This is a genomic window from Rhizobium sp. Root1203 (assembly GCF_001424945.1).
Lineage (GTDB): Bacteria > Pseudomonadota > Alphaproteobacteria > Rhizobiales > Rhizobiaceae > Rhizobium.
Genome location: NZ_LMCW01000045.1, coordinates 190,732 through 217,713, shown reverse-complemented (window position 1 = coordinate 217,713; position 26,982 = coordinate 190,732). Strand labels below are relative to the sequence as shown.

29 protein-coding genes and 1 pseudogene are annotated in these 26,982 nt (G+C 61.0%); 16 read left to right on the top strand and 14 right to left on the bottom strand.

The features are described 5' to 3' along the window. Positions 1–3 precede the first annotated feature (3 nt). Both ASC97_RS27520 and ASC97_RS27515 read right to left on the bottom strand, forming a co-directional pair. Positions 4–1,338 carry a sensor histidine kinase gene (locus ASC97_RS27520; protein WP_057471504.1) on the bottom strand — a complete coding sequence of 445 codons (1,335 nt, stop codon included), beginning with the start codon at positions 1,336–1,338 and terminating at the stop codon, positions 4–6. Between the two features lie 2 nt (positions 1,339–1,340). Further along, entirely contained in the window at positions 1,341–1,994 is a 654-nt protein-coding gene (locus tag ASC97_RS27515) for a response regulator (RefSeq protein WP_057471503.1), read from the bottom strand. Positions 1,995–2,231: 237 nt separating this feature from the next. Here ASC97_RS27515 and ASC97_RS27510 point away from each other — a divergent pair, with 237 nt between their 5' ends. The 8 genes from ASC97_RS27510 to ASC97_RS27475 all read left to right on the top strand — a co-directional run bounded on the left by ASC97_RS27510 (position 2,232) and on the right by ASC97_RS27475 (position 11,456). Next, positions 2,232–3,185 carry a sugar-binding transcriptional regulator gene (locus ASC97_RS27510; protein ID WP_057471561.1) on the top strand — a complete coding sequence of 318 codons (954 nt, stop codon included), beginning with the start codon at positions 2,232–2,234 and terminating at the stop codon, positions 3,183–3,185. 145 nt (positions 3,186–3,330) lie between these two features. Then, positions 3,331–4,641, top strand: a complete 1,311-nt coding sequence (locus ASC97_RS27505; RefSeq protein WP_057471560.1) for an ABC transporter substrate-binding protein — start codon at positions 3,331–3,333, stop codon at positions 4,639–4,641. Between the two features lie 133 nt (positions 4,642–4,774). After that, positions 4,775–5,647, top strand: coding sequence for a carbohydrate ABC transporter permease (locus ASC97_RS27500; protein ID WP_057471502.1), 873 nt, complete (start codon positions 4,775–4,777; stop codon positions 5,645–5,647). 1 nt (position 5,648) lies between these two features. Further along, positions 5,649–6,479: a carbohydrate ABC transporter permease gene (locus ASC97_RS27495; protein ID WP_057471501.1), complete on the top strand. Its 831-nt coding sequence runs from the start codon at positions 5,649–5,651 to the stop codon at positions 6,477–6,479. Positions 6,480–6,496: 17 nt separating this feature from the next. Then, positions 6,497–7,495 (top strand): ABC transporter ATP-binding protein, encoded by a 999-nt coding sequence (locus ASC97_RS27490; RefSeq protein ID WP_057471500.1) that lies wholly within the window; start codon positions 6,497–6,499, stop codon positions 7,493–7,495. A gap of 124 nt (positions 7,496–7,619) precedes the next feature. Next, complete coding sequence (locus tag ASC97_RS27485) at positions 7,620–9,101, top strand: mannitol dehydrogenase family protein (protein WP_057471499.1); 1,482 nt, start codon at positions 7,620–7,622, stop codon at positions 9,099–9,101. Positions 9,102–9,183: 82 nt separating this feature from the next. Further along, on the top strand, positions 9,184–9,873 hold the full coding sequence (locus ASC97_RS27480; RefSeq protein WP_057471498.1) for an HAD family hydrolase: 690 nt from the start codon (positions 9,184–9,186) through the stop codon (positions 9,871–9,873). Beyond that, a complete protein-coding gene (locus tag ASC97_RS27475) occupies positions 9,873–11,456 on the top strand; it encodes an FGGY-family carbohydrate kinase (protein ID WP_057471497.1) in 1,584 nt (527 codons plus the stop codon). The genes ASC97_RS27480 and ASC97_RS27475 overlap by 1 nt, the downstream gene beginning before the upstream one ends. 19 nt (positions 11,457–11,475) lie before the next feature. On the opposite strand, the gene ASC97_RS27470 is transcribed toward ASC97_RS27475, so the two are convergent. The 5 genes from ASC97_RS27470 to ASC97_RS27450 all read right to left on the bottom strand — a co-directional run bounded on the left by ASC97_RS27470 (position 11,476) and on the right by ASC97_RS27450 (position 14,208). After that, positions 11,476–11,871, bottom strand: coding sequence for a DUF1801 domain-containing protein (locus tag ASC97_RS27470; protein ID WP_057471496.1), 396 nt, complete (start codon positions 11,869–11,871; stop codon positions 11,476–11,478). A 99-nt stretch (positions 11,872–11,970) separates the two neighbouring features. Then, positions 11,971–12,432 carry a DUF1801 domain-containing protein gene (locus tag ASC97_RS27465; protein ID WP_057471495.1) on the bottom strand — a complete coding sequence of 154 codons (462 nt, stop codon included), beginning with the start codon at positions 12,430–12,432 and terminating at the stop codon, positions 11,971–11,973. A gap of 59 nt (positions 12,433–12,491) precedes the next feature. Continuing rightward, positions 12,492–12,902: an SRPBCC family protein gene (locus tag ASC97_RS27460; RefSeq protein ID WP_057471494.1), complete on the bottom strand. Its 411-nt coding sequence runs from the start codon at positions 12,900–12,902 to the stop codon at positions 12,492–12,494. Then, positions 12,899–13,222, bottom strand: coding sequence for an ArsR/SmtB family transcription factor (locus ASC97_RS27455; protein ID WP_057471493.1), 324 nt, complete (start codon positions 13,220–13,222; stop codon positions 12,899–12,901). Before ASC97_RS27455 ends, ASC97_RS27460 begins: the two co-directional genes overlap by 4 nt. A gap of 131 nt (positions 13,223–13,353) precedes the next feature. Next, the gene (locus ASC97_RS27450) at positions 13,354–14,208 is read right to left on the bottom strand and encodes a MurR/RpiR family transcriptional regulator (protein ID WP_057471492.1); all 855 of its coding nucleotides are present in this window, start codon (positions 14,206–14,208) and stop codon (positions 13,354–13,356) included. A 228-nt stretch (positions 14,209–14,436) separates the two neighbouring features. Between ASC97_RS27450 and ASC97_RS27445 the strand changes: the two genes are divergently transcribed. Then, a complete protein-coding gene (locus ASC97_RS27445; RefSeq protein WP_057471491.1) occupies positions 14,437–15,150 on the top strand; it encodes a sulfate transporter family protein in 714 nt (237 codons plus the stop codon). Positions 15,151–15,153: 3 nt separating this feature from the next. On the opposite strand, the gene ASC97_RS27440 is transcribed toward ASC97_RS27445, so the two are convergent. Next, positions 15,154–15,579, bottom strand: a complete 426-nt coding sequence (locus tag ASC97_RS27440) for a VOC family protein (RefSeq protein ID WP_057471490.1) — start codon at positions 15,577–15,579, stop codon at positions 15,154–15,156. 84 nt (positions 15,580–15,663) lie between these two features. Here ASC97_RS27440 and ASC97_RS27435 point away from each other — a divergent pair, with 84 nt between their 5' ends. Beyond that, entirely contained in the window at positions 15,664–16,242 is a 579-nt protein-coding gene (locus tag ASC97_RS27435) for a TetR family transcriptional regulator (RefSeq protein ID WP_057471489.1), read from the top strand. Here ASC97_RS27435 and nth read toward each other — a convergent pair. Continuing rightward, on the bottom strand, positions 16,207–17,013 hold the full coding sequence (nth, locus tag ASC97_RS27430; protein WP_200959555.1) for an endonuclease III: 807 nt from the start codon (positions 17,011–17,013) through the stop codon (positions 16,207–16,209). The two genes, ASC97_RS27435 and nth, sit on opposite strands and share 36 nt — an antisense overlap. Here nth and ASC97_RS27425 point away from each other — a divergent pair. The 3 genes and pseudogenes from ASC97_RS27425 (at position 17,012) to ASC97_RS27415 (ending at position 19,612) form a co-directional block, all read left to right on the top strand. Further along, positions 17,012–17,509, top strand: coding sequence for a DUF2244 domain-containing protein (locus tag ASC97_RS27425; protein WP_057471487.1), 498 nt, complete (start codon positions 17,012–17,014; stop codon positions 17,507–17,509). The genes nth and ASC97_RS27425 overlap by 2 nt on opposite strands. 79 nt (positions 17,510–17,588) lie before the next feature. Beyond that, positions 17,589–18,461, top strand: coding sequence for a methylated-DNA--[protein]-cysteine S-methyltransferase (locus ASC97_RS27420; protein WP_057471486.1), 873 nt, complete (start codon positions 17,589–17,591; stop codon positions 18,459–18,461). 162 nt (positions 18,462–18,623) lie between these two features. After that, positions 18,624–19,612, top strand: a pseudogene (locus ASC97_RS27415) (aldo/keto reductase). 80 nt (positions 19,613–19,692) lie between these two features. Here ASC97_RS27415 and ASC97_RS27410 read toward each other — a convergent pair. Beyond that, a complete protein-coding gene (locus ASC97_RS27410) occupies positions 19,693–19,905 on the bottom strand; it encodes a hypothetical protein (protein WP_057471485.1) in 213 nt (70 codons plus the stop codon). 170 nt (positions 19,906–20,075) lie between these two features. Continuing rightward, positions 20,076–21,059, bottom strand: a complete 984-nt coding sequence (locus ASC97_RS27405) for a sugar-binding transcriptional regulator (protein ID WP_057471484.1) — start codon at positions 21,057–21,059, stop codon at positions 20,076–20,078. Positions 21,060–21,474: 415 nt separating this feature from the next. Here ASC97_RS27405 and tal point away from each other — a divergent pair, with 415 nt between their 5' ends. Continuing rightward, a complete protein-coding gene (tal, locus tag ASC97_RS27400; RefSeq protein WP_057471483.1) occupies positions 21,475–22,440 on the top strand; it encodes a transaldolase in 966 nt (321 codons plus the stop codon). Positions 22,441–22,709: 269 nt separating this feature from the next. On the opposite strand, the gene ASC97_RS27395 is transcribed toward tal, so the two are convergent. Then, complete coding sequence (locus tag ASC97_RS27395; protein ID WP_057471482.1) at positions 22,710–23,546, bottom strand: amidohydrolase family protein; 837 nt, start codon at positions 23,544–23,546, stop codon at positions 22,710–22,712. A 164-nt stretch (positions 23,547–23,710) separates the two neighbouring features. Between ASC97_RS27395 and ASC97_RS27390 the strand changes: the two genes are divergently transcribed. Together ASC97_RS27390 and ASC97_RS27385 are read left to right on the top strand one after the other, a co-directional pair. Further along, the gene (locus ASC97_RS27390) at positions 23,711–24,442 is read left to right on the top strand and encodes an SDR family oxidoreductase (RefSeq protein ID WP_057471481.1); all 732 of its coding nucleotides are present in this window, start codon (positions 23,711–23,713) and stop codon (positions 24,440–24,442) included. Positions 24,443–24,507: 65 nt separating this feature from the next. After that, positions 24,508–25,182 (top strand): DUF1345 domain-containing protein, encoded by a 675-nt coding sequence (locus tag ASC97_RS27385; protein WP_057471480.1) that lies wholly within the window; start codon positions 24,508–24,510, stop codon positions 25,180–25,182. A 39-nt stretch (positions 25,183–25,221) separates the two neighbouring features. On the opposite strand, the gene ASC97_RS33615 is transcribed toward ASC97_RS27385, so the two are convergent. Both ASC97_RS33615 and ASC97_RS27380 read right to left on the bottom strand, forming a co-directional pair. Next, positions 25,222–25,395, bottom strand: a complete 174-nt coding sequence (locus tag ASC97_RS33615; protein WP_082530187.1) for a DUF1328 domain-containing protein — start codon at positions 25,393–25,395, stop codon at positions 25,222–25,224. Between the two features lie 145 nt (positions 25,396–25,540). Continuing rightward, the gene (locus ASC97_RS27380) at positions 25,541–26,968 is read right to left on the bottom strand and encodes a gamma-aminobutyraldehyde dehydrogenase (RefSeq protein ID WP_057471479.1); all 1,428 of its coding nucleotides are present in this window, start codon (positions 26,966–26,968) and stop codon (positions 25,541–25,543) included. Between the last annotated feature and the right edge of the window lie 14 nt (positions 26,969–26,982).

The following is a 26,982-nucleotide window of genomic DNA, read 5'->3' as shown; positions in this document are numbered from 1 at the left end:
CGCTCACGCGGGCAGGGTCATGCGCACCTCGAATCCCGATACCTCGCCGGCTGCGGGAGACAGCAACTCCAGCGTGCCACCCATCTGCGAGACGATTCGATCGGCAATCGCCAGGCCGAGGCCAGAGCCGGCGGCGTTTGTCTTGCCGCGGCGAAAGCGTTTCTTGAGCGTTGCCATGTCCGCCTCTTGCACCACAGGCCCGCCATTGACGACCCTGATGATCCCGTTGGGCTGCAGCGTGACGCTCACCGGCATTTCCGGGTCACCATGAATGAGCGCGTTCTCAACGAGGTTGCGGATAACGATGCCGAAGGCGTCCATGTCGGCGTTGCGGACCAGCGTTGCGTCGGGCTCCGCCGAATAAAGCAGCCGGCCACTCGACCGACTGTCGCGTTCGAAGTCGGCCACGATCATGTCGAGCACGGGGCGGAGATCGGTGGCGATTGCGCTGCCACCGATGCCGGCTTCGGCGCGCGACAATTGCAGCAGTTTCTCCGCGAGGCGTCCGAGATTGATGAGCGAGATTTCGACCTGGTGCGCCCGAACGCGCGCCGGTCCCGGCGGAAGCTCGTCTGCAAGGCGCTGTGTCTGTGCCAGTGCGCCGGCAATCGGCGTCCGGAGTTCATGGGCGCCGTTGGCGGTGAATTCGCGTTCGGCCTCCAACGCCTGCCGCAGCCGTCCGAGCAAGAGGTTCACGGAGCGGGCGATCGGTTTCAGCTCTTTCGGCAGGCTGCCGCCTTCGACCGCAGCCAGATTGCCGCCATCCTTGGTGGCGATATCCTGGCGAAGCGTATCCAGTGGCTTCAGCGCGCGGCCGACAATGAACCAGATCGCGAAGATGCTCGCGGGAATGAGCGCGATCAGTGGTATCAGTAAGGTGACAGCGCTTTCGCGAACGGCTTCGTGGCGGTTCTTGAAGCGATCGGCGACCTGAATGAAAAGCGCACCGTCGGTGGTTTTTTCGGTGTAGATGCGCGCCGTGTCCGTATCATGGAAGCCCGCGACGAGAGGCGCCTGGAACGGTTCGGCCGGTGCGTCGTTGGAGCGAAGGACGACCTTTCCGTTTGCGTCCCGCACCTGATAGGTCAGGTACTCACGGCTTGCGGCCGTGCTCAGCATGGCTATTCCATGCGGGTCCGTGGTCGTACGCTGATCCATGTCGTCGAGGATCAGCGCGAGCAGACGTTCGGTCGTCTCCTGCTGGGCGCTGTCGAAGATCTCGTCGAATTCGTGCTGCATCACACGGACGCTCATTCCGATGGCCAGCAGCCAGAAGAGGACCATAACCGTTGTCAACGCTAGAATAAGCGGGCGGGTGATGCTGCGTTCAGGTTTCATGTTCATCCAAGCGTGTAGCCAATGCCGCGTGCGGTCCGGATGCGATCCTTGCCGATTTTCTTGCGCAGCCGGCTGACGTAGACTTCAACCGTGTTGCTCTCGATCTCCGAACCGAATGCGTAAAGCGCTTCTTCGATGCGGTGTTTGGAAACGATGGCTCCGGGACGCGCCGTCAGCAGATCCAGCACTGCCCATTCGCGGCTGGTCAGGATGATCGGCACGCCCGCCACCGACATCCTGTGCTGCGGGCGGTCGATCTCGATATCGGTGATGCGAATGACCGGATGCGGATTGGCGTCGTAGCGGCGCGCGACGGCCATGATGCGCGCCTCCAGCTCGTCCAGATTGAAGGGCTTCACGAGATAGTCGTCGGCCCCGGCGTTAAGGCCTTCGATTCGGTCCGATATCTGGTCGCGCGCGGTGAGAATGATGACCGGGGTCCGCAGATCGCGGCTGCGAATGCTTCGGAGGAAATCGATGCCACTTCCATCCGGAAGCTGGAGATCGAGCAACATCAGGCCGTACTCGACAGGCCCCGCCGCTGCGTCGGCATCGGCAAGATTCGTGACCCAATCGACAGCGTGATTTGAGGCAGCGACGTGGTCGCGCACCGCCTCGCCAATCATCCTGTCGTCTTCAACCAGCAGAATTCGCACGGATTTTCCCTCTCCACCCCAGTTAGCTTGCAGTTCGGTATGCGGTCAAGCGACGCTTCGAAAGCGAAAGATGACGTTGAGATGGCACCCATCCGGATTCGCACAGCATCAAAATGGGTTGCACATTTTCGCGACGCACTCGACATTTGTCCGAATTTTGTTTTGATCTGGTTTAATACAGACTCAAGAGTGTTCTCCGGCAAGACGCCGGTCCAGGCCGCGCGGCAGATAGAGTTGATGGTAAAACGATCAGAGACACCCGGAAGGCTGGACGATGCGGCGCGCGCCGGCTGGCTGTATTATGTTGCCGGACGAACCCAGGATGAGATTGCTGCCGCGATGGGCATTTCGCGGCAGTCGGCACAGCGTCTGGTGTCGCTGGCCGTTGCAGAGCGGCTGATCAAGGTGCGCCTTGACCACCCGATCGCTGCGTGCCTGGAACTGGCGGATGCCGTTCGCAAGAAATACGATCTCAAGCATGTCGAGGTGGTGCCCAGTGATCCGGTTTCGGGTTCGACGACGGTCGGCATCGCCGAGTCGGCGGCGGCCGAGATCGAACGCTGGCTGAAAAAGCCAGATCCGATCGTGCTCGCGGTCGGAACGGGCCGTACGCTAAAAGCTGCCGTCGATCAGCTTCCGGCCATCGAATGTCCCAAGCATCGAATCGTGTCCCTGACCGGCAATATCGCGCCGGATGGCTCGGCAGCCTATTACAACGTGATCTTCAGCATGGCCGATGCGGTCAAGGCGCGGCATTTCCCAATGCCGCTGCCGGTCCTTGTTACCTCGGCGGAAGAGCGGGAAACGCTGCACGCGCAGCAATTGGTGCGGGCGACGCTGGAGATGAGTGCGCAGGCCGACGTTACCTTCGTCGGCATCGGCGAACTCGGCATCGACGGACCGCTCTGCGTCGACGGGTTCCTTGAGAAGGACGAGATGATGGAGCTGATGCGCAACGGCGCGGTCGGCGAGATTTGCGGTTGGATTTTCGACGCGGATGGCAAGCTTCTCGACAATCCCATCAATGAGCGTGTCGCCTCTGCGTCCATTCCCTCGCGCGATTCGTCGACGGTGATCGGTATCGGCAAGGGAAAGCGGAAATTCAGGGCGATCAAGGCTGCCGTTACCGGACATCAGATCAACGGTCTGATCACGGATGAAGAGGTTGCTGAGTATTTGCTCAAGCCGTGAGCAAAAATATTTTTTAGAAAAATCAAATAGATAACTCGTTCCTTCGCTGTTGCAGCAACGATTGGTGATTGACATTTTTTGCGTCGCGGTGAGTAATTGCCCATGAGCAAAGCGAATGCTCGCAATCATCTTCTGGGAGGAAGATATGACATTGAAAACTTTCCTGCTGGGCGCATGCTCGGCACTGGCGTTTGCTGGCATGGCTTCGGCTGAAACGCTGACGATCGCGACCGTGAACAACGGCGACATGATCCGGATGCAGAAGCTGACGGATGACTTCAAGAAAAAGAACCCCGACATCGACCTCGAGTGGGTAACGCTCGAAGAAAACGTCCTGCGTCAGAAGGTTACGACCGACATCGCGACCAAGGGCGGTCAGTACGACGTTCTGACGATCGGCACGTACGAAGTTCCGATCTGGGCCAAGCAGGGTTGGCTGCTTCCGCTCGACAACCTCGGCAAGGACTACGACGCCGACGACCTGCTGCCGGCGATCCGGAGCGGTCTTACCGCCGACGGCAAGCTCTATGCGGCTCCCTTCTACGGCGAAAGCTCGATGGTCATGTACCGCAAGGACCTGTTCGAGGCTGCCGGGCTGAAGATGCCCGACGCGCCGACCTGGGACTTCATCGCGGACGCCGCGAAGAAGATCACCGACAAGGACAAGGAAATCTACGGCATCTGCCTGCGCGGCAAGGCCGGCTGGGGCGAGAACATGGCCTTCCTGACGGCTATGTCGAACTCCTTCGGCGCACGCTGGTTCGATGAGCAGTGGAAGCCGCAGTTCGATCAGCCGGAGTGGAAAGACACGCTGGACTTCTACGTCAACCTGATGAAGGACGCCGGACCTCCGGGCGCTTCTTCGAACGGGTTCAACGAAAACCTGGCGCTCTTCCAGACCGGCAAGTGCGGCATGTGGATCGACGCAACGGTTGCTGCATCCTTCGTCTCCGATCCGAAGCAGTCGCAGGTTGCCGACAAGGTCGGCTTCGCACTGGCTCCGGACAAGGGGCTCGGCAAGCGCGGCAACTGGCTCTGGGCCTGGAACCTCGCCATTCCGGCAGGCTCGCAGAAGGTCGAAGCGGCAGAGAAGTTCGTCGCATGGGCAACGAGCAAGGACTACACCAACCTCGTCGCCGAAAAGGAAGGCTGGCTGAACGCACCTCCCGGTACACGCTCTTCGCTCTATGCGAACGCGGATTACCAGAAGGCAGCTCCTTTCGCGAAGATGACGCTCGACAGCATCAACGCGGCTGACCCGACGAAGCCGACCGTCAAGCCGGTCCCCTATGTCGGTGTCCAGTTCGTGGCGATCCCGGAATTCCAGGGCATCGGCACGGCCGTCGGCCAGCAGTTCTCCGCAGCTCTCGCCGGCCAGGTATCGGTCGACCAGGCTCTGCAGAGCGCCCAGCAGCTGACGACCCGCGAAATGACCAAGGCCGGTTACATCAAATAATAACCTCCTGAGAACGGTGGGATCGTTGACCTCCCGCCCCTCTAGGCCGCCGGATGCCCGAATTGCGTCGGCGGCCTTTTTTACCTAGCTGCCCTGCAGCCGTTCGCCCCTCCAGACATGATCGGTCGTCGCCATGGCAACGTTACATACCCGCTCCGCAGCCCGGCTGATGATAGCACCCTCCGTCGTGCTTCTCTTCCTGTGGATGATCGTCCCCCTTGCGATGACGATCTATTTTTCTCTTTTGAATTATAATCTGCTCAGCCCGGGAATGGAGAGTTTCGTCGGCTTTCTGAACTACAAGTACTTCCTGACCGATCCGGCCTTCTTCGCAGCGCTGCTCAACACGCTGCTGCTGGTGCTCGGCGTTCTTCTGATCACTGTCGTCGGCGGCATCCTCTTTGCACTGCTGCTCGACCAGGACATTTATGGTCAGGGGATCGTCCGCATTCTGGTGATCGCGCCCTTCTTCGTGATGCCGACGGTTGCGGCACTCGTGTGGAAGAACATGTTCATGAACCCCGTCAACGGGCTGTTCGCACATCTCGCCAAGGCCGTCGGCCTGCAGCCCTATGACTGGCTGGCGAATGCGCCGCTGTTTTCGATCATCCTGATCGTCGCCTGGCAGTGGTTGCCTTTTGCGACTCTCATCATGCTGACGGCGTTGCAGTCGCTCGACGAAGAGCAGAAGGAAGCCGCCGAAATGGACGGCGCGCGCGCGATCTCGAAGTTCATCTACATCATCCTGCCGCATATGGCCCGCGCCATCACGGTGGTGATCCTGATCCAGACGATCTTCCTGCTTTCCGTCTTTGCCGAAATCCTGGTCACCACCAATGGCGGCCCCGGCACGCAGAGCACGAACCTTACCTACCTCGTCTATGTGCAAGCGCTTCTGCAGTTCGATATCGGCGGCGCTTCGGCGGGCGGTATCGTTGCCGTCATCCTTGCCAACATCGTCGCGATCTTCCTTGTCCGCCTCGTCGGCAAGAATCTGGAGACTTGAGATGGCCAGAAAAGTCACCACTCAGCGCAAGGTCGTCATGACCGCGATCGCCTGGACGATCGGCATCCTGATCTTCTTCCCGATCCTCTGGACGTTCCTGACGAGCTTCAAGACGGAGGCCGATGCGATCGCCTCTCCGCCGCAATTCCTCTTCTTCCACTGGACCACGGAGAACTACGCCGAGGTGCAGTCCCGGTCGAACTATCTGAACCACTTCATGAACTCGGTGATCATCTCCTTCGGCTCGACGCTGATCGGGCTGATCATCGCGATCCCGGCCGCCTGGGCCATGGCGTTTTCGCCGACCAAGCGCACCAAGGATGTCCTGATGTGGATGCTGTCGACCAAGATGATGCCGCCGGTCGGCGCGCTGATCCCCATCTACCTGATGTTCCGGAACACAGGTCTGCTGGACAGCCGCCTCGGCCTGGTGATCATCCTGACGCTCATCAACCTGCCGATCATCGTGTGGATGCTCTACACCTACTTCAAGGAAATCCCCGGGGAGATTCTGGAGGCGGCGCGCATGGACGGCGCCTCGCTGGCCAAGGAAATCATCTACGTGCTGACGCCGATGGCGGTGCCGGGCATTGCCTCGACATTGCTCCTCAATATCATCCTGGCATGGAACGAAGCCTTCTGGACGCTGAATCTCACCGCTTCGAAAGCGGCACCGCTGACGGCGTTCATCGCTTCCTATTCCAGCCCCGAGGGCCTGTTCTACGCCAAGCTTTCGGCCGCCTCTACAATGGCGATCGCTCCGATCCTGATCCTCGGCTGGTTCAGCCAGAAACAACTCGTCCGCGGCCTGACCTTCGGCGCGGTGAAATAAGACTAAGGGAGAGAAACATGGGCAGCATTACCCTTCAGAAAGTTTCGAAGGTCTTCGGCGAGGCCAAGGTCATCCCTTCGATCGACCTCGAGATCAAGGACGGCGAGTTCGTCGTCTTCGTTGGTCCATCCGGCTGCGGCAAGTCCACACTGCTCAGGCTGATCGCCGGGCTTGAGGACGTGACCGCCGGAAATATCGTCATCGACGGCAAGAATGCGACGGAAACCATTCCTTCCGAGCGCGGCCTTGCGATGGTGTTCCAGTCCTATGCGCTCTACCCGCATATGAGCGTGCGCAACAACATCGCCTTTCCGCTGAAGATGGCGGGCATGGACAAGGCCGAGATCGATCGCAAGGTTGCCGATGCAGCGCGCGTGCTGAACCTCACGGACTATCTTGAGCGCAAGCCTCGCCAGCTCTCGGGAGGACAGCGTCAGCGCGTCGCCATCGGGCGCGCCATCGTGCGGCAGCCGTCGGCCTTCCTGTTCGACGAACCCCTGTCGAACCTCGATGCGGCGCTGCGCGTCAACATGCGCCTCGAGATCAGCGAGCTTCATCAACAGCTGAAGACGACGATGATCTACGTCACCCACGACCAGGTGGAGGCCATGACCATGGCCGACAAGATCGTGGTGCTGAACCGCGGCAACATCGAGCAGGTCGGCTCGCCGCTGGAACTCTACAGCAGACCGCGCAATCTCTTCGTCGCCGGCTTCATCGGCTCGCCGAAGATGAATTTCATCACCGGCCAGAACGCTGCCGCGCACAGTGCCCATACCATCGGCGTGCGCCCCGAGCACATGCAGCTTTCGACCGAAAGCGGCGAGTGGAAGGGCAAGGTCATCGTCGCCGAGCATCTCGGCTCCGACACGTTCCTGCACGTCGACGTCGGCGGCATCGGCCAGATGACGGCGCGCGGCGACGGCAATTTCCCGGCACGGGCGGGCGACACCGTCTACCTGACACCGGACAAGTCGCGCATTCACAAGTTTGGCGAAGGCGGCCTCGCCATCTAGAGGGCCGCTTGCCGGGTTGGGGACGACAGCGTGCGCCGGACAAGGTGCCCGACGCACGGTACCGGGATCGTCAGTGATCCCAGGGGTCATCCGCGATCCCGAAGACCTTCAAGAGGACTGAGACATGACGTGCAAACTATCGCTGGCTACGCTTTCCGAAGCGGCAAAGACCGCCGCCATACCAGCCTACGAGCGGGCGTCGCTGAGGGCCGGCATCGTGCACTTCGGCGTGGGGAATTTCCATCGCGCCCACCAGGCGATCTATCTCGATGACCTTTTCAACGAAGGCCAGGACCACGACTGGGCGATCGTCGGAGCAGGTATGCTGCCCTCCGATGCCGCGATGCGCGACAAGCTCACCGCGCAGGATTTCCTGACGACGGTCGTCGAGCAGGACAACAACAAGACAACGGCCCGCGTCACCGGGCCGATGACCGACATCCTGCCAATCGGCGATTCCGAGGCGATCATCGCCAAACTCACCGATCCCGATATCCGCATCGTGTCGATGACGATCACCGAGGGCGGCTATTTCATCGATGCGTCGGGCAAGTTCAATCCGGCGCATCCGGCGATTGCCGCCGATGGCCAGAATCCGACCAAGCCGAAGACGGTCTTCGGTCTTATCGTGGCCGGGTTGAAGGCGCGCCGGGACAAGGGCCTTGTCCCCTTTACCGTCATGTCCTGCGACAATATTCCCCACAACGGCATCGTCACTTCGAATGCCGTCGTCGGCGTCGCCCAGCTGTCGGATCCGACCTTCGCAGATTGGATAAAGGTGAATGTCTCTTTCCCGAACGCGATGGTGGACCGCATTACACCGGCGACGGGCCAGCGTGAAATTGATCTCCTGAAGGATGCGTTCGGTATCGAGGACAACTGGCCGGTCTATTGCGAAGAGTTCAAGCAATGGGTGCTGGAGGACAAGTTCACCGCCGGTCGCCCGGCGCTGGAAAAGGTAGGCGTGACCTTCGTTCCAGATGTGACGCCATACGAGCATATGAAGATCCGCATCCTGAACGGCGGCCATGCGGCAATCGCCTATCCGGCGGCGCTAATGGACATCCATTTCGTGCACGATGCAATGATGGACCCGCTGATCCGGGCGTTTCTCGCCAAACTCGAGAATGACGAGATCATTCCGATCGTGCCGCCGGTCCCGAACACGTCGCTGGCGGACTATTTTGGCCTCATCGAGCATCGCCTGCTGAACCCCAAGATCGCCGACACGATCCCGCGCCTGGCGCAGGACGGGTCTAACCGGCAGCCGAAATTCATCCTGCCCTCGACGCTGGACAATTTGCGCCAGGGCAGGGACGTCGTCGGCCTTTCGCTGGTGTCGGCGCTATGGTGCCGTTACTTCGCAGGCACGACCGACAGCGGCGCAGAAATCGCGTTTAACGACGCCAGCGCCGATCGGCTGCATGCGGCCGCACTGAAGGCAAAGGACGATCCGATGGCTTTCCTCGCCTTCGACGATATCTTCGGCGAGGTGTCGACATCGGACCTGTTCCGCAAACGTTTCGCGCATGCGCTGAAAACCCTGTGGGAAAAGGGCACGCGCGAGACCCTGCAACGCTATCTCGACAACAAGCTCGCGGTGTAAGTATTGGATGCGGCATTCCTTGCCGGCACACGCCCACCCTTGTGCGGCGCGTTCTTTCGTACAAATTCCGATTGGGTCTGCCATGGCTGACGCTGAAACACGGCTGGTTATTTTCGATTGCGATGGCGTCCTGGTCGATAGCGAGCCGATTTCGGTCAGCGTTCTCGTGAAGGCGATGAACGATCTCGGTGTGCCGATCAGCGAGGAGGAGGTCTATGGTCGCTTCCTCGGGCGCAGCCTGACGACAGTCATCGACACGATGAAGAACGAGTTCAATGTTCATCCGGGCCAGGCATTTCTCGATCAGATCCGCACCGATCTCTATGCCCGCTTCCGCAAGGAGTTAAAGCCGATCGAGGGGATCGCCGCGACGATCGACGGGATCGGTATCCCCTGTTGCGTCGCATCGTCCAGCCAGGTGGAACGCATCCGCCTGTCGCTGACGGTGACCGGCCTGATCGACCGGCTGCCTGACATTTTCAGCGCAACGATGGTCAAGAACGGCAAGCCGGCACCGGACCTCTTCCTGCATGCGGCGCGCGAAATGCGTGTCGAGCCGGCCAACTGCGTGGTCATCGAAGACAGTCCCGCCGGGATCGAAGCTGCCAAGGCGGCCGGGATGAGGGTCTTTGCCTTCACCGGCGGCTCGCACGCCAACTTTGCCGGCTATCGCGCTGAGCTTGACCGGCTTTCGCCCGAAGCCGTGTTTGACGCAATGCCGGATTTGATACACCTTGTCCGAAAACACAAGCAGGACGGGATGCACCTTTAATGCCGAAGCATGTGGTCGCGGTCGATATCGGCACGGGCAGCGCGCGCGCCGGCGTGTTCGACGCCGACGGTCAGCTGTTAGGCAAGGCCGAGCACGCAATCATCATGAACCGGCCGCGCGAGAATCACGCGGAGCACGATTCCGAAGACATCTGGTCGGCCGTCTGTATTGCGGTGCGCAAGGCGATGGAGCAGTCGGGTGCCGCGCCCGAGTCGGTCGGCGCGGTGGGCTTCGATGCGACATGCTCGCTCGTCGTTCGCGACGTCGACGGCGGCCAGATCAGCGTCTCGACCGGGGGCGAGCGGCGTTTCGACACCATCGTCTGGCTCGATCACCGAGCGCTCAAGGAAGCCGATTTCTGTACCGCGACGAAGCATCCCGTGCTGGAGCATTCGGGGCATTTCATGTCGCCGGAAATGGAAATGCCGAAGCTGATGTGGCTGAAGACGAAGCTGCCGGGTACGTGGATGAATACCGGTTATCTCTTCGATCTCGCCGATTTCATGACCTGGAAAGCAACCGGGGCGCTTGCACGCTCGCGCTGCACGCTGACGGCAAAGTGGAATTATCTGGCGCACCTGGAAAAAGGCTGGCAGCCGGATTTTCTTGAACAGATCGGGCTTGCCGATCTGCAGCTTCGCGGACGACTGCCCGACGATACCGTGCCGGTCGGCGACAGCGTCGGGACGCTGACGCAGGAGGCCGCCTCGGCGCTGGGACTGACGACTGCCTGCCACGTGTCGGCGGGGATGGTCGATGCCTATGCCGGCGCGCTCGGCGCGCTTGGCGGCGATGCGCACGATCCACGCAGACTGGAGCGCCAATTGGCGCTCATTGCCGGCACGTCGAGCTGTATCGTATCGTTTTCACGCGAGCGAAAGCCAAGTCACGGCATGTGGGGGCCATACTACGAAGCGGTCTTTCCCGGCTCCTGGCTTGTCGAGGCCGGTCAGTCGGCAACCGGCGCGCTGCTCGATCACATCGTTCGCATGCATGCCGCCGGCGGCGAGCCGACGGCTGCGCTGCATCAGAAAATCGTTTCCCGCATTGCACAGCTTCGCGCCGAGGAAGGGGACGAGTTCGGTGCGCGCATCTTCGTGCTGCCGGATTTTCACGGCAACCGCTCACCGCTTGCCGACCCGCATGCTGTCGGCGCCATCAGCGGACTGACGCTCGACACGTCCTTCGAGGGGCTGTGCGCGCTCTACTGGCGTACCGCTGTTGCGATCGCGCTCGGGGTTCGACACATCCTCGAGCAGATGAAGGAATACGGCTATGTCCCCGACACGCTTCATGTCGCAGGCGGGCATGTGAAGAACCCCGTCCTGATGGAACTTTATTCGGACGCGACTGGATGCAAGGTGGTGGTGCCGAAGATGAACGAGGCGGTTCTGCTCGGCACGGCAATGGCCGCATCGGTGGCGTGCGGCCTGCACAAGGATCTGCCTGCCGCTGGCCTGGCCATGTACCCCGGCGGCGAGGTGCGCGCGCCGGACGAGCGAAAGCGGGCCGTTTACGATCGGGACTACCGCCGGCTTCTGGCAATGTACCGCCACCGCGCCGAACTGGAAGCGATGGCGTGAGCGCAACGCAATCCGTCGTCTATCGGGCCGATGAACTGTTCAGCGCTGCGGCGGCGCCTATGAGCGCTTTCAAGGCTTCTTCGTCTATGGAGTCATCCTCATGGATATCGATGGCGCGCCGGGTGTTGCCGTCAAGGCTTGAATTGAACAATCCCGAGGGGTCCTTGAGGGAAGCGCCCTTGGCGAAAGTCAGCTTCACGGCACTCTTGTAGGTCTCGCCGGTGCAGATCATTCCATTGTGATACCAGACCGGAACCCCTCTCCATTTCCACTCCTCGACCACTTCCGGGATGGCCTGCTTGATCAGCGCGCGGACATGGGAGAGCGTCTTGCCCCTCCAATCGCCCAGTTCCTCGATCCGTGCGTCGATCAGCCGGGAAGGGGACTCGACGTTGCTGGTTTCGCTCTTCTTCATTTTCTCTGCACCTCAACTGCCTGGTTTTGTGTCCTGCGAAGGTATCGACCGCCGGTCAACCGAAACGCCGCATGATCCGGACGGTGTCGACATGATTGGCTAGGGAACCCAGCCCGGCAATGCGGCGGCCTGCCTGATCCAATCCACCATCTGCGCCTCGTCGAGCGGGTCGTCCTCCCGAAGGTCGATCCAGCGCGAGTCCTTGCTGCGCGCCGTTCCACCGGGCGGGAGCGGTTGCAGCGACATGCCCTGGAAAAAGGTTACCTTGACGTAGCGAGTGAAGACATGGAACGTCATGATCCATCCCCGGTCTCCGACGCCGTAAAACGGTGAATTCCACCTCACCGCCTTGCGCACGTTGGGCACGTTGCGCACGACGAGTGCGTCGAGGCGCCTCCCGAGGTCGCTCTTCCAGCCCGGCATCGCGGCGATGTAGGCCTGCACCGGGGCGTCGCCGTCGGACTTTGCGACCTGGGGATTGCCCCCCGCGAGAAGGGTTGGGTTGGAAGCGCTCGGAATCGTGGCGACCTTCGCCATCTCCCTAGGTGTCCTACCGGTCATTGTCTTCACTCCTGTGCACCGGGCTGCAAGGGATCGGGTGAGATGCCTGGTGGCGGATTTCAGTCGACGCGGGCCAGGACCCGCTCCAGATTGGCGAAGAACTGCGGCCATCCAGCCTTGGCTCCCTCATAGTACCGCGGCTGATCGGGGCGGAATCCGGACTGCTCCATGCGCAGGCGCGTTCCGTTGCCGGTCGCGGTAAGGGTCCAAGTGACGACACTCTTGAGACGAGAGTCGCCCCAGGTGTAGGACAGCGTTCTGGTCGGCTCGACTTCCAGAACCTGACACTCGACGGCGCCCCATTCCGCGCTGAGATTGAAACGGTGGTCCACGGCAGGCTTGAAGTCGTTCTTCATCAGCCATTCCTCGATCAGATGTGGTTGCGTGAGTGCGCGCCAGATCTTTTCCGGTGGGTACGCGATTTCCCGTTCTACGACGACGGAGAGGGTTTCGGTCGCGGTATCGGTCATTTGTCCATCCTTTTCAGTAGGTCTTCCAGATCGTCGAACCGGTTCTCCCAGAAACCCGCCATCTGGCTTGTCCAGTCGACCAGCGGGCCAAGGGCGCCGAGCTGCGCGCTGTAGTGCGTATTGCGGCCTTCATGACGGTCGCGCACCAAGCCCGCCTGCTTCAGAAGCCCGAGATGCTTGGAGACAACCGGTTGCGAGACCCCGGCCCGAGCCGTCAGGGCCCCAACAGTCTTTTCACCTTCGCGGCACAGTCGTTCGAACAGAGCCCTGCGAGTCGGATCGGCGAGCGTCCTGAAAAGCACGTCATGAGCGTTCGGCATTCGGGATCCATACCCTGTTGGCTATCGATTTACGTATAGCCAGTGAGGTATGCATTCGTCAAGGAGGCTGTCGATTGGCAGAACTGGAAGGGATATGGCTTATTTGACCAGGCATCGGTGCTGCACTTGCCTCAGCCGCCGACGCCTTCGCCGAGCATGATGCCGAATTCGGCCATCCGGCGCGTCCGCAGCGATGCCTCTTCTCCCGCGGCGGCAACGGCGGCCGTGGACAGGCAGTCGAGCAGAGCCATCAACGGCGGCAGGTTGTCGGTATCTCCCGCCCGGGGGGCGGGCAAGGGAAGCATGAGATTGGCCTGATCGGGCATCCAGTTGGCGCTTTGGGCCGTTATCAAAATGACCTTGTATCCGTAGCGTCTTGCGGTGCGTGCGAGCAGGCGAGCCTTGCCGAAGCGGCGGCTGTCAATGATGATCACCAGTGCCTCGTTGCCGTTCAACCGCGCGAAGAGCTCCGCAAAGCGGCTGCCGGTGCCGTTCAGCGCATGGACGCCGTCGCGGGCCTGGGTCAATTGCTGGCAGAAATGCGCAGCAAAGCCCGAAAGGGCTGCGTGCGTCGCAACGAAAATCTCGCGGGCCGATCCGATCATCGCGACGGCTTCACTCCACTGTGGCTGGCCGGTCAGATGGTAGATGTGGTGCAAGCCCTGGATCTGTTCCGACACCAGAACGGCCAGCGGCTTGCCCTCCGAAGCATCGGTCTGCAGTTCGGTCATCGATGCCTGCATCTGGGTTGCCGAAACAGCGGAGGTCTCGCGAATCTGAAACTTGACGCTGTCGAGGCCCTGGTAGCCGAGAGCCCGCAGAAAACGTCCGACCGTCATCGGGCTGAGGTCCAACCGGTCGGCAACCGATGCCGCCGTTTCGAACGGCAGGTCGTTCAGATGTTCGGTGAAATATTTTGCGATGCGCCGTTCGGCCGGTGTGCCGGACTTCGCATATTGTCGAAGCTTGTGAACAAAGTCTTCCACGACAGCCGTCCTGATCTTCCCGGAAGAGTTTCTCGGATCCGCGAGGGCAATCCTGCCGTTTGCAACTATTCCGGAAGCTGCGTCTCAGGCTCAAGCAATTTCACATGATAGATGAGTATATATTAATATAGATTTTCCGACAAGATTTGCGTTCATTCCTTCATTTTATTTCAGCCTTGCCGTTCAAACTTCATGTTCCTACATGGGGGATACAACCGGAGACGCTAAATGATCTTTCACGCTGCCCGCCTCTCTGCTGCCAATCTGTTTGCGCCGGAGACGCGTTCGGTCTTCTGGAAGGTATTGGGATTAACGCTGCTGGTCCTGCTCGCACTCTGGCTGGCGTTGCGCAGCGTGTTTCTGTCGCTCGTGTTTCCCTGGATTGCCGGTTTCTTTCCGGCCATGCCGGATTGGGCTGGCTGGCTGGGCTTCGTCCTTGCGATCGGCGCGGGTATCGGGCTCGCGCTCGCATTGGCGTTGCTGCTTTCGCCGGTCACCGCGCTGATTGCGGGCCTCTTTCTGGACGACGTGGCCGAGGTGGTCGAGAAACGAGACTACCCCTCGGATCCGCCCGGCACGGCAATGCCTCTGGGGCCGGCCATCGCAAGCTCCCTCAAATTTCTGGGCGTCGTCATTGTCGGAAATATCGTCGCGCTCTTCCTGCTGTTCATTCCGGGGGTCAATCTGATCGCATTCTTCGTCGTGAACGGATACTTGCTCGGCCGAGAATTCTTCGAGTTCGCCGCCATGCGATTTCGCTCGCCGCAGGAGGCGCGGCTGTTTCGGGCCAGGCACGCCTCGACCGTCTTCCTTGCCGGGTTGGTGATCGCCGCCTTTCTGGCGGTTCCGATCGTCAATCTGCTCACCCCGCTTTTTGCAGCCGGGATGATGGTTCATCTTCACAAGCTGGTTTCGCGAGGGGATCCCGTCTTTCACGGCTGACGTTCAGGCCGGCAAAGCCGAGCCTTCGTACAGTGGAGCATAGTCGGCACTCGGTGGGATCGGCTTGATGACGTCGATCAGGACACCGTTCGGGTCGGCGGCGATGAAGTGTCGCTGGCCGAAGTCTTCGTCGCAGATCTCCTTGAGGATAGGCAACCCGCCGATACGGCAGGCTTCATATACACTGTCGACGTCCTCCACCTCGAAGTTCAACAGCAATCCCGAAACCTTGCCACGGGCGATTTCCGGGATCGTCTCATGGTTGCCATCGAGAATCGCCAGGGTGACATGCTCGTCCTCCCTGGATTGCAAATGGACATACCAGTCGCTGGTGAACAGGGGCGCGAAGCGGAAATGCGCACAATAGAAGGCCGCGGTGCCCGCAACATCGCCTGTCATGATGACCGGATAGTAGCTTGTCGATTTCATCTCTTCCCTCCGTCGTAAATTTACATACAGACTGTATGTTTTTGATCGCTATCATACGTACAGTATGTATGTAAAGGTGAAGTCATGAGCAGAAGCAACCGAGAGCGGACGGAACAAACCAGACAGGCGCTGATCGACGCGGCACGGCGGCTTTTCGTCGAGAAAGGATACGCCGCGACCGCCACGCCCGACATCGTGGCGGCGGCGGGCGTCACCCGCGGTGCGCTCTATCATCATTTCGAGGACAAGAAGGCGCTCTTTCGAGCTGTCGTCGATCGAGAGGCCGCCGCAGTCGCAGAGGCGATCGAGACTCGCTCCTCGGCTTCCGCGTCGCCACGGCAGGCGCTGATCGACGGTGCGAGCGCCTATTTCGATGCGATGGCAGAACATGGCCGCACGCAACTGCTGCTTCTCGAAGCACCGGCCGTGCTCGGCCCGGCCGAGGCGGGATGGATCGATCAGGAAAATGCCGAGGCAACGTTGCGCCGCGGCCTGGAGGACTATCTGCCCGGTGCCGGGCCGATGCTGGAGCCGTTGACCGTTCTGCTGTCGGCCGCCTTCGACCGGGCTGCAAGCGCAATTGCCGTCGGCGGGCGCCGCGATCGGTTCGAGCAGGCGATTGCGGTGCTACTCGACGGCCTCGCCGATCAGCTGCGGCGGTAGTTCGACCAGCGGGGCGGGCACGTCGCAGCTCTTTTCCGGCGACTTGCAGATGTCGGCGATAACGCAGCGCTCGCATTCGGGCCGACGGGCCTTGCAGGTGTAGCGCCCGTGCAGGATCAGCCAGTGGTGGGCATGGTAGAGGTAGTGCCTGGGGATCACCTTCATCAGGCGCTCCTCGACTTCGTCGGGCGTCTTGCCGGGGGCAAGCTTGATGCGGTTGGCGATGCGGAAGATATGGGTATCGACGGCCATGGTCGCCTGGCCGAAGGCCATGGAAAGCACGACGTTGGCGGTCTTGCGCCCAACGCCCGGGAGCATGACCAGTTCGTCGCGGGTTTGCGGCACTACGCCGCCGAACACTTCGACCAGCATCCGCGAGAGCGCAATCAAGTTCTTCGCCTTGTTGCGGTAGAGGCCGATCGTCTTGATGTAGTCGCGCACCCGCTCCTCGCCGAGAGCCAGCATTTTTTCGGGCGTGTCGGCAACCTTGAACAGCGCCCGCGTCGCCTTGTTGACGCCGGCATCCGTCGCCTGCGCGGAAAGAGCAACGGCCACGACAAGCGTGAAGGGATTGGAGTGTTCCAGCTCGCCCTTCGGTTCCGGACGCTGAACGGAGAAGCGGCGGAAGATCTCTTCGCGCTCGGCCTCGGAATAGATCGAGCGCACCGTTGCCGGCTTCTTGCGGCGCACGATCACTTCTGAGTTCTGCGACAATGTGGCGGCGGATTTGAGTTTCGGATTGGGCATGGAAAATCTATACTCGGCAGCCATGATGGAAAGCAACGCCGACAGTGCCAAGGAACAGCCTGTTTTCGCAGCCGAACTCTTTCCCTACCGGTCGCTGGGCCGGAAGGGTTTCAAGGTGCTTCTGCTGCTGACGGGCGCCGTGTGCCTGATGTACGGACTGTTCTTCGTCGCGACCGGCGCCTGGCCGATCGGCTTCTTCTTCGGGCTGGATTTCCTGCTGCTCTACGGTGCTTTCTGGCTGAACTACCGCTCCGCGCGGGCGCGGGAGGAAGTGACGGTGTCTCGGACCGATATTTCCGTGCGCAAGTTCGCGCCTTCGGGCCGCATGATCGAGCATCATTTCAATCCCTTCTGGACCCGCTTTTTCGTCCGCCGCCATCAGGAAATCGGCATCCTGTCGATGCACATATCGGGCGAGGGACGCGGCACCGACGTCGGCTCCTTCCTCAATCCCGATGATCGCGAGAGCTTTGCGAAGGCGTTCAGGGGTGCTCTGGCCACGGTCAAGCAGCGGATATGATCCTGCTCTGACCACCGGCAAGAATCGGGTGGTTTGCGGCAGGCCACTTGACTATCTCCTTGGTACAAGGAGAAAGATCATGAACATGATAGCCAAGCTGGACAACGACATCACGCCTGAAGGTCCCGACTACGAGACCGTTCGCCAGGTCATCGAGCTGATTACCGAGGACTACCGCGACCAGCCCTCGCTGGAGACGATCGCCGCGCGGCTGAATCAGTCGCCGACGCAGCTTCAGAAGACGTTCACGCGGTGGGCCGGGCTCTCTCCCAAGGCATTCCTTCAGGCGGTGACGCTCGACCACGCCAAGCGGCTGCTGCGGCAGGAGGAGTTGCCGTTGCTCGAGACCTCGATCGAAGTCGGCCTGTCCGGTCCGAGCCGGTTGCACGACCTGTTCGTCACGCACGAGGCGATGTCGCCCGGCGAGTGGAAGGCGCGCGGGGGCGGCCTCACCATCCGCTACGGCTTCCATCAATCCCCCTTCGGCGTGGCGCTCGTGATGGTGACCGATCGCGGTCTTGCGGGCCTTGCCTTCAGCGATACCGGCGACGAAGCTGCCTGCCTCGAAGACATGACCTGCCGCTGGCCGAATGCGTGCTACGTCGAGGACCGGCAGGCGACGGCTTCCTACGCCGAGAGGATCTTCGAGCCCGGCAAATGGACGTCGGACAGGCCGTTGCGCGTCGTCCTGATCGGCACGGATTTTCAGGTTCGGGTCTGGGAAAGTCTGTTGAAGATTCCGTTCGGCAAGGCGGTGACGTACAGCGACATCGCGAACGATATCGGAAAGCCGACGGCGATGCGTGCGGTCGGCGCCGCGGTCGGGGCAAACCCGATTTCCTTCGTGGTGCCCTGCCACCGGGCGCTCGGCAAGAGCGGCGCGCTGACGGGCTACCACTGGGGATTGACGCGCAAGCGGGCGATGCTCGGCTGGGAATCGGGACAGGCGTGACCGGAGTGGATCGCGCCCAGAGCCATTCATGAATGGCGACTATAGGTCCTAGCGGAATTTGCAGGGTAATCGAACGGGTCGAAACCGGCTAAACACCTGACAGGCGTTCCGGAGTTCTTTGGCCGCACGCCCCACTCAACGAAGCGCCGAAAGGATATCCGGATGCAGAAGCGAAAGCTCGGCAAGAGTGGCCTCGAAGTCTCAGCGATTGGCCTTGGCTGCATGGGCATCAGCCAATCCTACGGTCAGCCCATGGAAACGGGCGATGCCATCACGTTCCTGCGCAGCGCCGTGGAGCGGGGGATTACTTTCTTCGACACTGCAGAAGCTTATGGGCCCTTCAAGAATGAAGAGGTCATCGGCGAGGCTCTGCAGCCCGTTCGAGACCAGGTGGTGATTGCCACCAAGTTCGGCATCAACATCGATGCGGCCGGTGGGAAAAGCGGGACGAACAGCCGCCCGGAACACATCCGCGCGGTTGCCGAGGCATCCCTCAAGCGGCTGAGGACCGATTGCATCGATATCTTCTATCAACACCGTGTCGACCCCACCGTGCCGATCGAGGACGTCGCGGGGACGGTCAAAGATCTGATCGAGCAGGGCAAGGTAAAGTATTTCGGGATGTCCGAAGCAGGCGAGGACAGCATTCGGCGTGCCCATGCGGTTCAGCCCGTGGCGGTCCTGCAAAGCGAGTATTCGCTATGGTGGCGAGAACCGGAGCATACTGTCCTTCCCGTTGTCGAAGAGCTGGGGATCGGTTTCGTTCCATTCAGCCCTCTGGGCCGGGGGTTCCTCACGGGGACGATCAACCAGGGCACGACATTCGACAGCGACGATTTCCGCAATACCGTACCTCGCTTCGCCCCGGAAGCGCGAAAGGCCAACCAAGCGATCGTCGACGCCGTTTCCAGTGCCGCCTTGGGAAGGGCGTCTCGACAGCGCAAGTCGCCCTGGCGTGGCTATTGGCCCAAAAGCCCTGGATTGTTCCAATCCCCGGCACGACGAAACTTCCTCGCCTTGAGGAGAACATCGCAGCGGTCGATGTCGAGCTGAGCGCGGATGATCTGCGGAGCATAGACAGCGCCCTTTCAGGAATTACAGTTCAGGGCGAACGCTATGCGGCGAAACAGTCGGCGTGGGTCAATCGCTGAGACAAGGAACAAGAGGTTACGGGCGGGCGTGGGCAGCCCCCCGATCCGGGGTCAGCAGGGTCACGTGCGAGACATATTCCCTATAGTTTGGTGTTTTTTGCCAGTTGCCACTCGCCCGTCGCATCCGGTTCCACCCGCTTGTTGCCGCGATAGAAGATTGGCAATCCGGTTTTCTTGTCCATCGAGAAGCGGCTCGGCGTAAACTTTTCCTGCTCGCGGCCATGGACGGCAAGGGCGAGCGCGTCCTTGAACTTACCCGCCTTGCACAGGCTGAGAAAGAGAATCTGATCCATCGTTTTGCTCCAGTGTCCTTAAGCGTCCCATGGACTGCCTGCCAGCGCCAGACGACCGGGTCAACCGCAAATGACGATTCTCTTCGATGCGCTCGCGCTCCCGGGCACACTCGTCCTCGTGCTGCCCGACCAAACTTTGTTCCAGGGGCAAGTGGCCTACGCCGAAGTTGCTAAGCCGCCTCCGCCAGTTCCAGCAATGCCTTGGCCGCACTCTCGTCGGTGATCAGCGTGTTGCAGCCGATGCGCCGTATGGTCGCGCGGATGGCGACGGCGCGGTGGGCGCCGCCGGACGAGAGCACGATGTGCTTTGCCTTCTTCAGCGTATCGAGATCGACCGACATGACGCGGCTGTTGATCGAGTGGTCGACCGTGTTGCCGTCCTTGTCGAGGAAGTTGAACATGGTATCGCAAACGCAGCCGGCGTCGATCAGCTGCTGCAGTTCAGCCTTCGAGATCCAGCCCTCGGAGAGAGAGGTCGAGTGGGGGCCGATGTCGCCGCAGCTGACGATCGCGAGATCGAGCGTTTCGGCAAGCCGATAGATCGCATCCAGCCCGCACTTCTCGATGAGGTTGCGCTTGGTCTCGACCGAATCGACCAGCAGCGGCGCCAGAAACATATAGCATTCGGCACCGAGCTGATTTGCCAGCCGCCAGGTGTAGTCGATCGGATTGGTCTGGTGGACGGCGACGATGCCGCCGAGCAGGGAGACGATTTTGCAGTTGTCGCGACGTGGAGGCCGGAAGCTGGACAGCGACGCCGTCATCGTACGGCCCCAGCCGACGCCGATGGTATAATTATCGGGGATGGCTTCGGAAAGGAACTGGCCGAGCGCCAGGCCTACGCCTTTTGCGAGTGCGTTGGCATCGGTGCTTGGCGGCGCCGGTACGACGATCGCCTCGTCCAGGCCATAGGCGCGCTCGAGCCTGACGGAAAGCTCGACGCAGTCGTCGACCGAATCGTTGATCCAGATCTGAACTTCGCTGCGCTTCATCGCCTCGTCGAGCAGACGGATGACGGTGGTGCGGCTGATGCCGAGCTGCTCGGCGACATCTTTCTGGGTGAGGCCCTGATTGTAGTAGAGCCATGCCGCCCGCAGCCTGAGAGACGACGCTTCGGAATAAGCCGTATGCGTGCCCCGTTTGAGCTTTGCCACATCTCCTCCGAAGCGAATTGCGCCCTAGATCTACTTTGAAGTCAGGACAGGTTGATTGGTCCGCAGATAATGACGGGTGTGACACTTATGTCAATTGAAATGCACAAATGTCCTTGACATATCCGGGTCGGAGTAGCGATAGTCTCATCGAGAAGTCGCTCTCGTGCCACGAGGAGGAAGTGTGCGGGCATACGGGATGTTAGCACCGGCGTGTGCGCAGTGGGCTGGAAGCCCGCGCTCGCCCGGCCATTGCATGCCCGAGGCGAGAATGACACTGCCGTCTCTTTGCGTGGTCGGCCCGTAAACGTCGGCCTCGATTTCACGTGCAGCATACGGACTGACCGTCCGTAGATCACCTCTTTTCCCGGGCGAAATTCGCACCGGTTCGCAGCTCAAGTCAAAAGGACTATCGATCATGACATCCAAGCTTGACCAACTCCGCGAGATTACCACGGTCGTCGCCGACACCGGCGACATCGAAGCCGTTGCCCGCCTGAAGCCGGTCGATTGCACAACCAACCCCAGCATCGTCCTCAAGGCACTCGGCACGCCGATGTTTGCCGACACAGTCAAGGAAGCCGTTGCCTGGGGCAAGAAGCAGGGCGGCAATCCGGAAGCCGTATCGTCGGCAGTCGCCGACCGTCTGGCGATCTCTGTCGGTGCTGCTCTCGTGAAGCTTGTTCCAGGTCGCGTCTCGACCGAAGTCGACGCGGATCTCTCCTTCGATACCGAAGCCTCGCTTGCCAAGGCGCGGGCCATCATCGCGGCCTACAAGGATCGCGGCATCGAGAAGGATCGCATCCTCATCAAGCTCGCTTCCACATGGGAAGGCATTCGTGCTGCCGAAGTGCTGCAGAAGGAAGGCATCGACTGCAACCTGACGCTTCTCTTCTCGAAAGCCCAGGCCGTCGCCTGCGCCGATGCGAAGGTGTTCCTGATCTCGCCCTTCGTCGGCCGTATCCTCGACTGGTACAAGAAGTCGACCGGCAAGGATTTCACGCCTGAAGAAGATCCGGGCGTTATCTCCGTCCGCGATATCTACAACTACTACAAGGCGAACGATATCAAGACGATCGTCATGGGTGCTTCGTTCCGCAGCGCCGGCGAGATCGAAGCGCTGGCCGGTTGCGACCGCCTGACGATCGCGCCCAACCTGCTCGACGAGCTCGCCAACGATCAGGGCAAACTCGAGCGGAAGCTTTCGCCCGAAATCAGCAAGCCTGCCGCGAAGATCACGGTCGACGAAAAGACCTTCCGCTGGATGATGAACGAAGATGCAATGGCGACCGAAAAGCTTGCCGAAGGCATCCGCGCTTTCGCCAAGGACCTCGGCACGCTGCGGACGATGGTTCAGAAGGAACTGCAGCTCGCAGCCGCCTGAGGCTTTCCAGCTGGAATGAGGAAAGGGCGGTGCCGATGGCGCCGCCCTTTTTGCTTTGCTGATATCCGGCTCGCTTGAATTGAGCGCGAGACCTCCTCCACCCCTCATGCCTGTGCTTGACACAGGCATCCAGCTACGGCGCGTCGGTGCCGTGAATGGTCCTTCCCAACACGCGGCAGAAGAGAAGAGTCTCTCGCCGCGCAGACGCGCGCCGACACGAGAATGAGGGAGGGACGGGGCGGGAGCGGACCATCGCCCGCTCCTACCTCTCAGATGGACCAGATGCGCTTGGCGTTTGCCTGGTAGAGCTTGTCGCGCTCTTCTGCGCTGCAGCCTGCCGTCAGCGCATGGGTGGCGGCGACCCAGGGCGTCAGTCCACCGCCCAGCGTGCAGACCGGCCAATCGCTGCCCCAGACGACGCGATCCCACCCGAAGCTCCCGATGGTGTGCTCGACATAGGGTCGCAGGCTCTCCACGGTCCAGCCGTCGAGATCGCCGTAGGCGATGACGCCGGAGATTTTTGCCGTCACGTTCGTGCGGCGGGCGAAGTCGGTAATGCCCTTGCGCCAGACGTCGTTCATGCCATCCTTGATCGGCGGGTTTGCGCAGTGATCGAGGATGAATCGGACGTCGGGGTTGAGGTCGACCAGCGTCAAGATTCGTTCGAACTGGTGCGGCAGGACGCAGAGATCGAAGGTCATGCGCGTCCCGGAAAGGCGCTTGATGTTCTCGCGAAACAGCGGCTGCTCGGCGGTGTCGTCGGGGGCGACATGCAGTACGCGGCGAAAGCCCTTGACGAAGGGATCGGCGAGCGAGCGTTCGAGATGCGCGGCAAAGCCATCCTCCTCCGGCCGGCAGGCGGCGATCGCGCCGCGCACCAGGCTGCCCGGCCTGCGGCTGATCTCCTTGATGTAGGCGGTTTCGTCGTCGATGCACCCGGGCGCGACGTCTACCTCCATGTGAAAGACATTGGAAATGCCGCAGCGGAGCGCATCGCGCGCATAGTCTTCGTAGAGGTTGTCGCGATTTAGCGCGCCGGCATCGGAGAGCCAGGGGTAGTCGAGCCTCTTCCTGTCGACGATATGCAGGTGTGTATCGAAAAGCATGCGGTTCCTCCCAATGAAGCCGGCTATCATGTCAGGGGCCATCAACGCGCGGCCGGGGCGTCGGACTGCACAAGTGGTTCGGACAATATGATTGACGGCATTCTGAATATAATGTTTGCATATGAATGGATGCGCCGCAAGCGCTTGAATCGCGAGGAGGAATCATGGGTCACGGTTTGGAGGGCAAGAAGGTCGTCATAACGGCGGCGGGCCAGGGCATCGGTCGCGCCAGCGCGGAGCGATTCATCTCACTCGGCGCGCATGTTTATGCGACCGATATCAACGAGGCGACGCTTTCCACGCTCGATGGCGCCGAAAAGCATGTCCTGAATGCGCTGGACGGCGACGCGGTGCGGGCTTTCGCGGCGGAGATCGGACCGATCGACGTTCTGTTCAATTGCGCCGGCTTCGTCCATGCCGGGACGATCCTCGAGTGCGAGGAAAAGGACTGGGACTTTTCGTTCAATCTCAACGCCAAGGCAATGTACACGACCTGCCGCACTTTCCTGCCGGGCATGCTGGACAAGGGAAAGGGCTCGATCGTCAACATGGCATCGGTCGCCTCCAGCGTGAAGGGCGTGCCGAACCGGTTTGCCTACAGCGCTTCCAAGGCCGCCGTCATCGGCCTTACCAAATCGATCGCTGCCGATTTCGTGGCCAGGGGCATCCGTGCCAACGCAATCTGCCCCGGCACCGTGGATAGTCCGTCGCTGCATGACCGGCTTCGGGCAACTGGCGACTACGAGAAGGCGCTGAAAGATTTCATCGGTCGCCAACCGATGGGCCGGATTGCAACGCCGGAAGAGATCGCCGCGCTTGTCACCTACCTTGCCGGAGACGAAGCGGGCTTCACCACTGGCCAGATCCACGTCGTCGACGGCGGCTGGACAGGCTGAGTTCATGTTGCTCTTGCCGGTAGCGAGCTGATATCAAAGGCGATCTCGCACCGGCGGAGCAATCGATGGCGGACGATACGAACGGCGAGCAGAGCCGCTTCATCCAATTAGCGCGAAAGCACGCGGTGTTTATCGTGGCGCTGGCGGCCGGGCTGCTCGTCTATCTGCTCCTGACGACGCGAGAGTTCAACGCCAGCAACCTGCTCGCCGGGTGGAATGTGGCAGCGCTCGCCTTTGTCGCCATCACGTGGCGGCGAATGCTGCGGGCAAGCGTGGACAGGATCAGGAGGCGTGCCGCAGACCTCGATTTCTCCGATTCCCTGCTGTTGTCGCTATCGATTGCCGCGGCACTTGCCAGCATCGCCGGCATCGGGCTCGAATTGCATTCGGTCAAGGAGGCCGCGCCGGCCGAGGCGCTCGCAAGAGCAGGTGCTGCGATCGTCACCATCCTGATTTCATGGGTTTTCCTGCACACGCTCTTCACGGTGCATTACGCGCATCGATACTATGGCGGAGAGGACACGGCGGGAGGGCTGAAGTTTCCCGATGCGGTCGATGAGCCCATCTACTGGGATTTTCTCTACTATTCCTTCACCATCGGCGTCGCTTCGCAGACCGCCGACGTGTCGACCACGACAACGACCATGCGAAAGCTGACGCTCCTGCATTCGGTGCTGTCGTTCCTTTTCAATACCACGATCCTGGCGCTGGCGATCAACGTCGGGGCGAGCCTGCTTTAGGCCGTCGGGAGCGCATTTGTCGCGAGCCGCCGGATCAGGTCACAGAACCGCCTGGCCGGCCATCAGGGCGAGCACCAGGAAGATCACGAAGATCACCAGAGCGATGAAGAACAGGATGCGCGCAATCGTCGCCGTCGCGGCTGATACGCCCGAGAAACCCAGGAAGCCGGCGATCAAGGAAATCACGAAAAATATGAGTGCCCACTTCAGCATGGCATTTTCCCCTGTGTTGAATGCCTATGAAGACGCGGCGCAGGGCAAATTGTTCCATGTCAAATGACACAGGGGCGGATGTCATGTCGTGAGAGGCGCCGCCGCGGTTGGCGGCGACGCCGGATTTCAAGACGGCCGGTCGGCTTTAACCGTGATTGATCATCACGTGCCTCACGGCCGTGTAGTCTTCCAGTGCGTAGACAGACATGTCCTTGCCGTAGCCTGATTGCTTCAGGCCGCCGTGCGGCATTTCGTTGGTGAGCATGAAGTGGGTGTTGATCCAGGTGCAGCCATATTGCAGGCGAGCGGCCGTCTTCATTCCGCGGCTGATGTCCTTCGTCCAGACGGAGGATGCAAGGCCGTAGTCGCTGTCGTTCGCCCAGGTGACGGCATCCTCGACATCGGTGAAACGGGTGACAGATACAACGGGGCCGAAGACCTCGCGGCGGACGATTTCGTCGTCCTGCGTTGCGCCGGCAACAACGGTCGGCGCATAGAAGAAGCCCTTGTCGCCGGAGACCTTGCCGCCTGTCGTGATTTCCATGTGCTTGTGTTCGGAGGCGCGGGCGACGAAGCTTTCGACGCGGTCGCGCTGGCGCTTGGAGATCAGCGGGCCGATCTCGTTTTCTGTGTCGTCTGCCTGGTTGAACCTGATGGACGAGACCGCCGAGGAGAGGTCGGCGACGAATTTGTCGTAGACCTTGGCGTCGGCATAGACGCGGCATGCGGCCGTGCAGTCCTGGCCGGCATTGTAGTAGCCGAAAGTGCGGATGCCCGCGACGACAGCATCGATGTCGGCGTCGTCGAAGATGATGACCGGGGCCTTGCCGCCGAGTTCCAGATGGGTGCGCTTGACGGTCTTGGCGGCTGCCTGCAGCACCTTCTTGCCGGTGGCGACATCGCCGGTGATCGAGAGCATACCGATCTTCGGATGGTTGATCAGCGCATTGCCGACGCTCTCGCCGCGCCCGAGAATGACGTTGACGACGCCCTCGGGCAGGATTTCGGACAGCAGCTTCGCCATCTTCAGCGCCGTCAGCGGCGTCTGTTCGGAGGGCTTGAAGACGACCGTGTTGCCGCCGGCAATCGCAGGCGCAAGCTTCCAGGCCATCATCATCAGCGGGTAGTTCCAGGGCGCGATCGAACCGACGATGCCGATGGCGTCACGTCTGATCATCGAGGTGTGGCCAGGCAGATACTCGCCGGCGACAGGGCCGTGCAGATTGCGGACGGCGCCGGCAAAAAAGCGGTAGCAATCGACGATTGCCGGGATTTCGTCGTTCAGCACGGCGTTGATCGGCTTGCCGCAGTTGAGCGCTTCGAGCGCTGCGAAGCCTGCCGCGTCCTTCTCGATCGCATCGGCGATCTTCAGGAGATAAGCGGAGCGTTCCCCGGGTGTGGTCTGCGACCAGCTCCTGAAGGCCTTTTCGGCCGCGTCGACGGCATTGTCGATCTGAGCGAGAGAGGCTTCCGGCAGCTTCAGCACCGTTTCGCCCGTCTTCGGGTTCAGGACGAGCTCCTCCATCTCCGTACCCGCTTCGAAGCGGGATCCAATCAGCATAGCGGTGTCCATGACGTTCTCCCTTG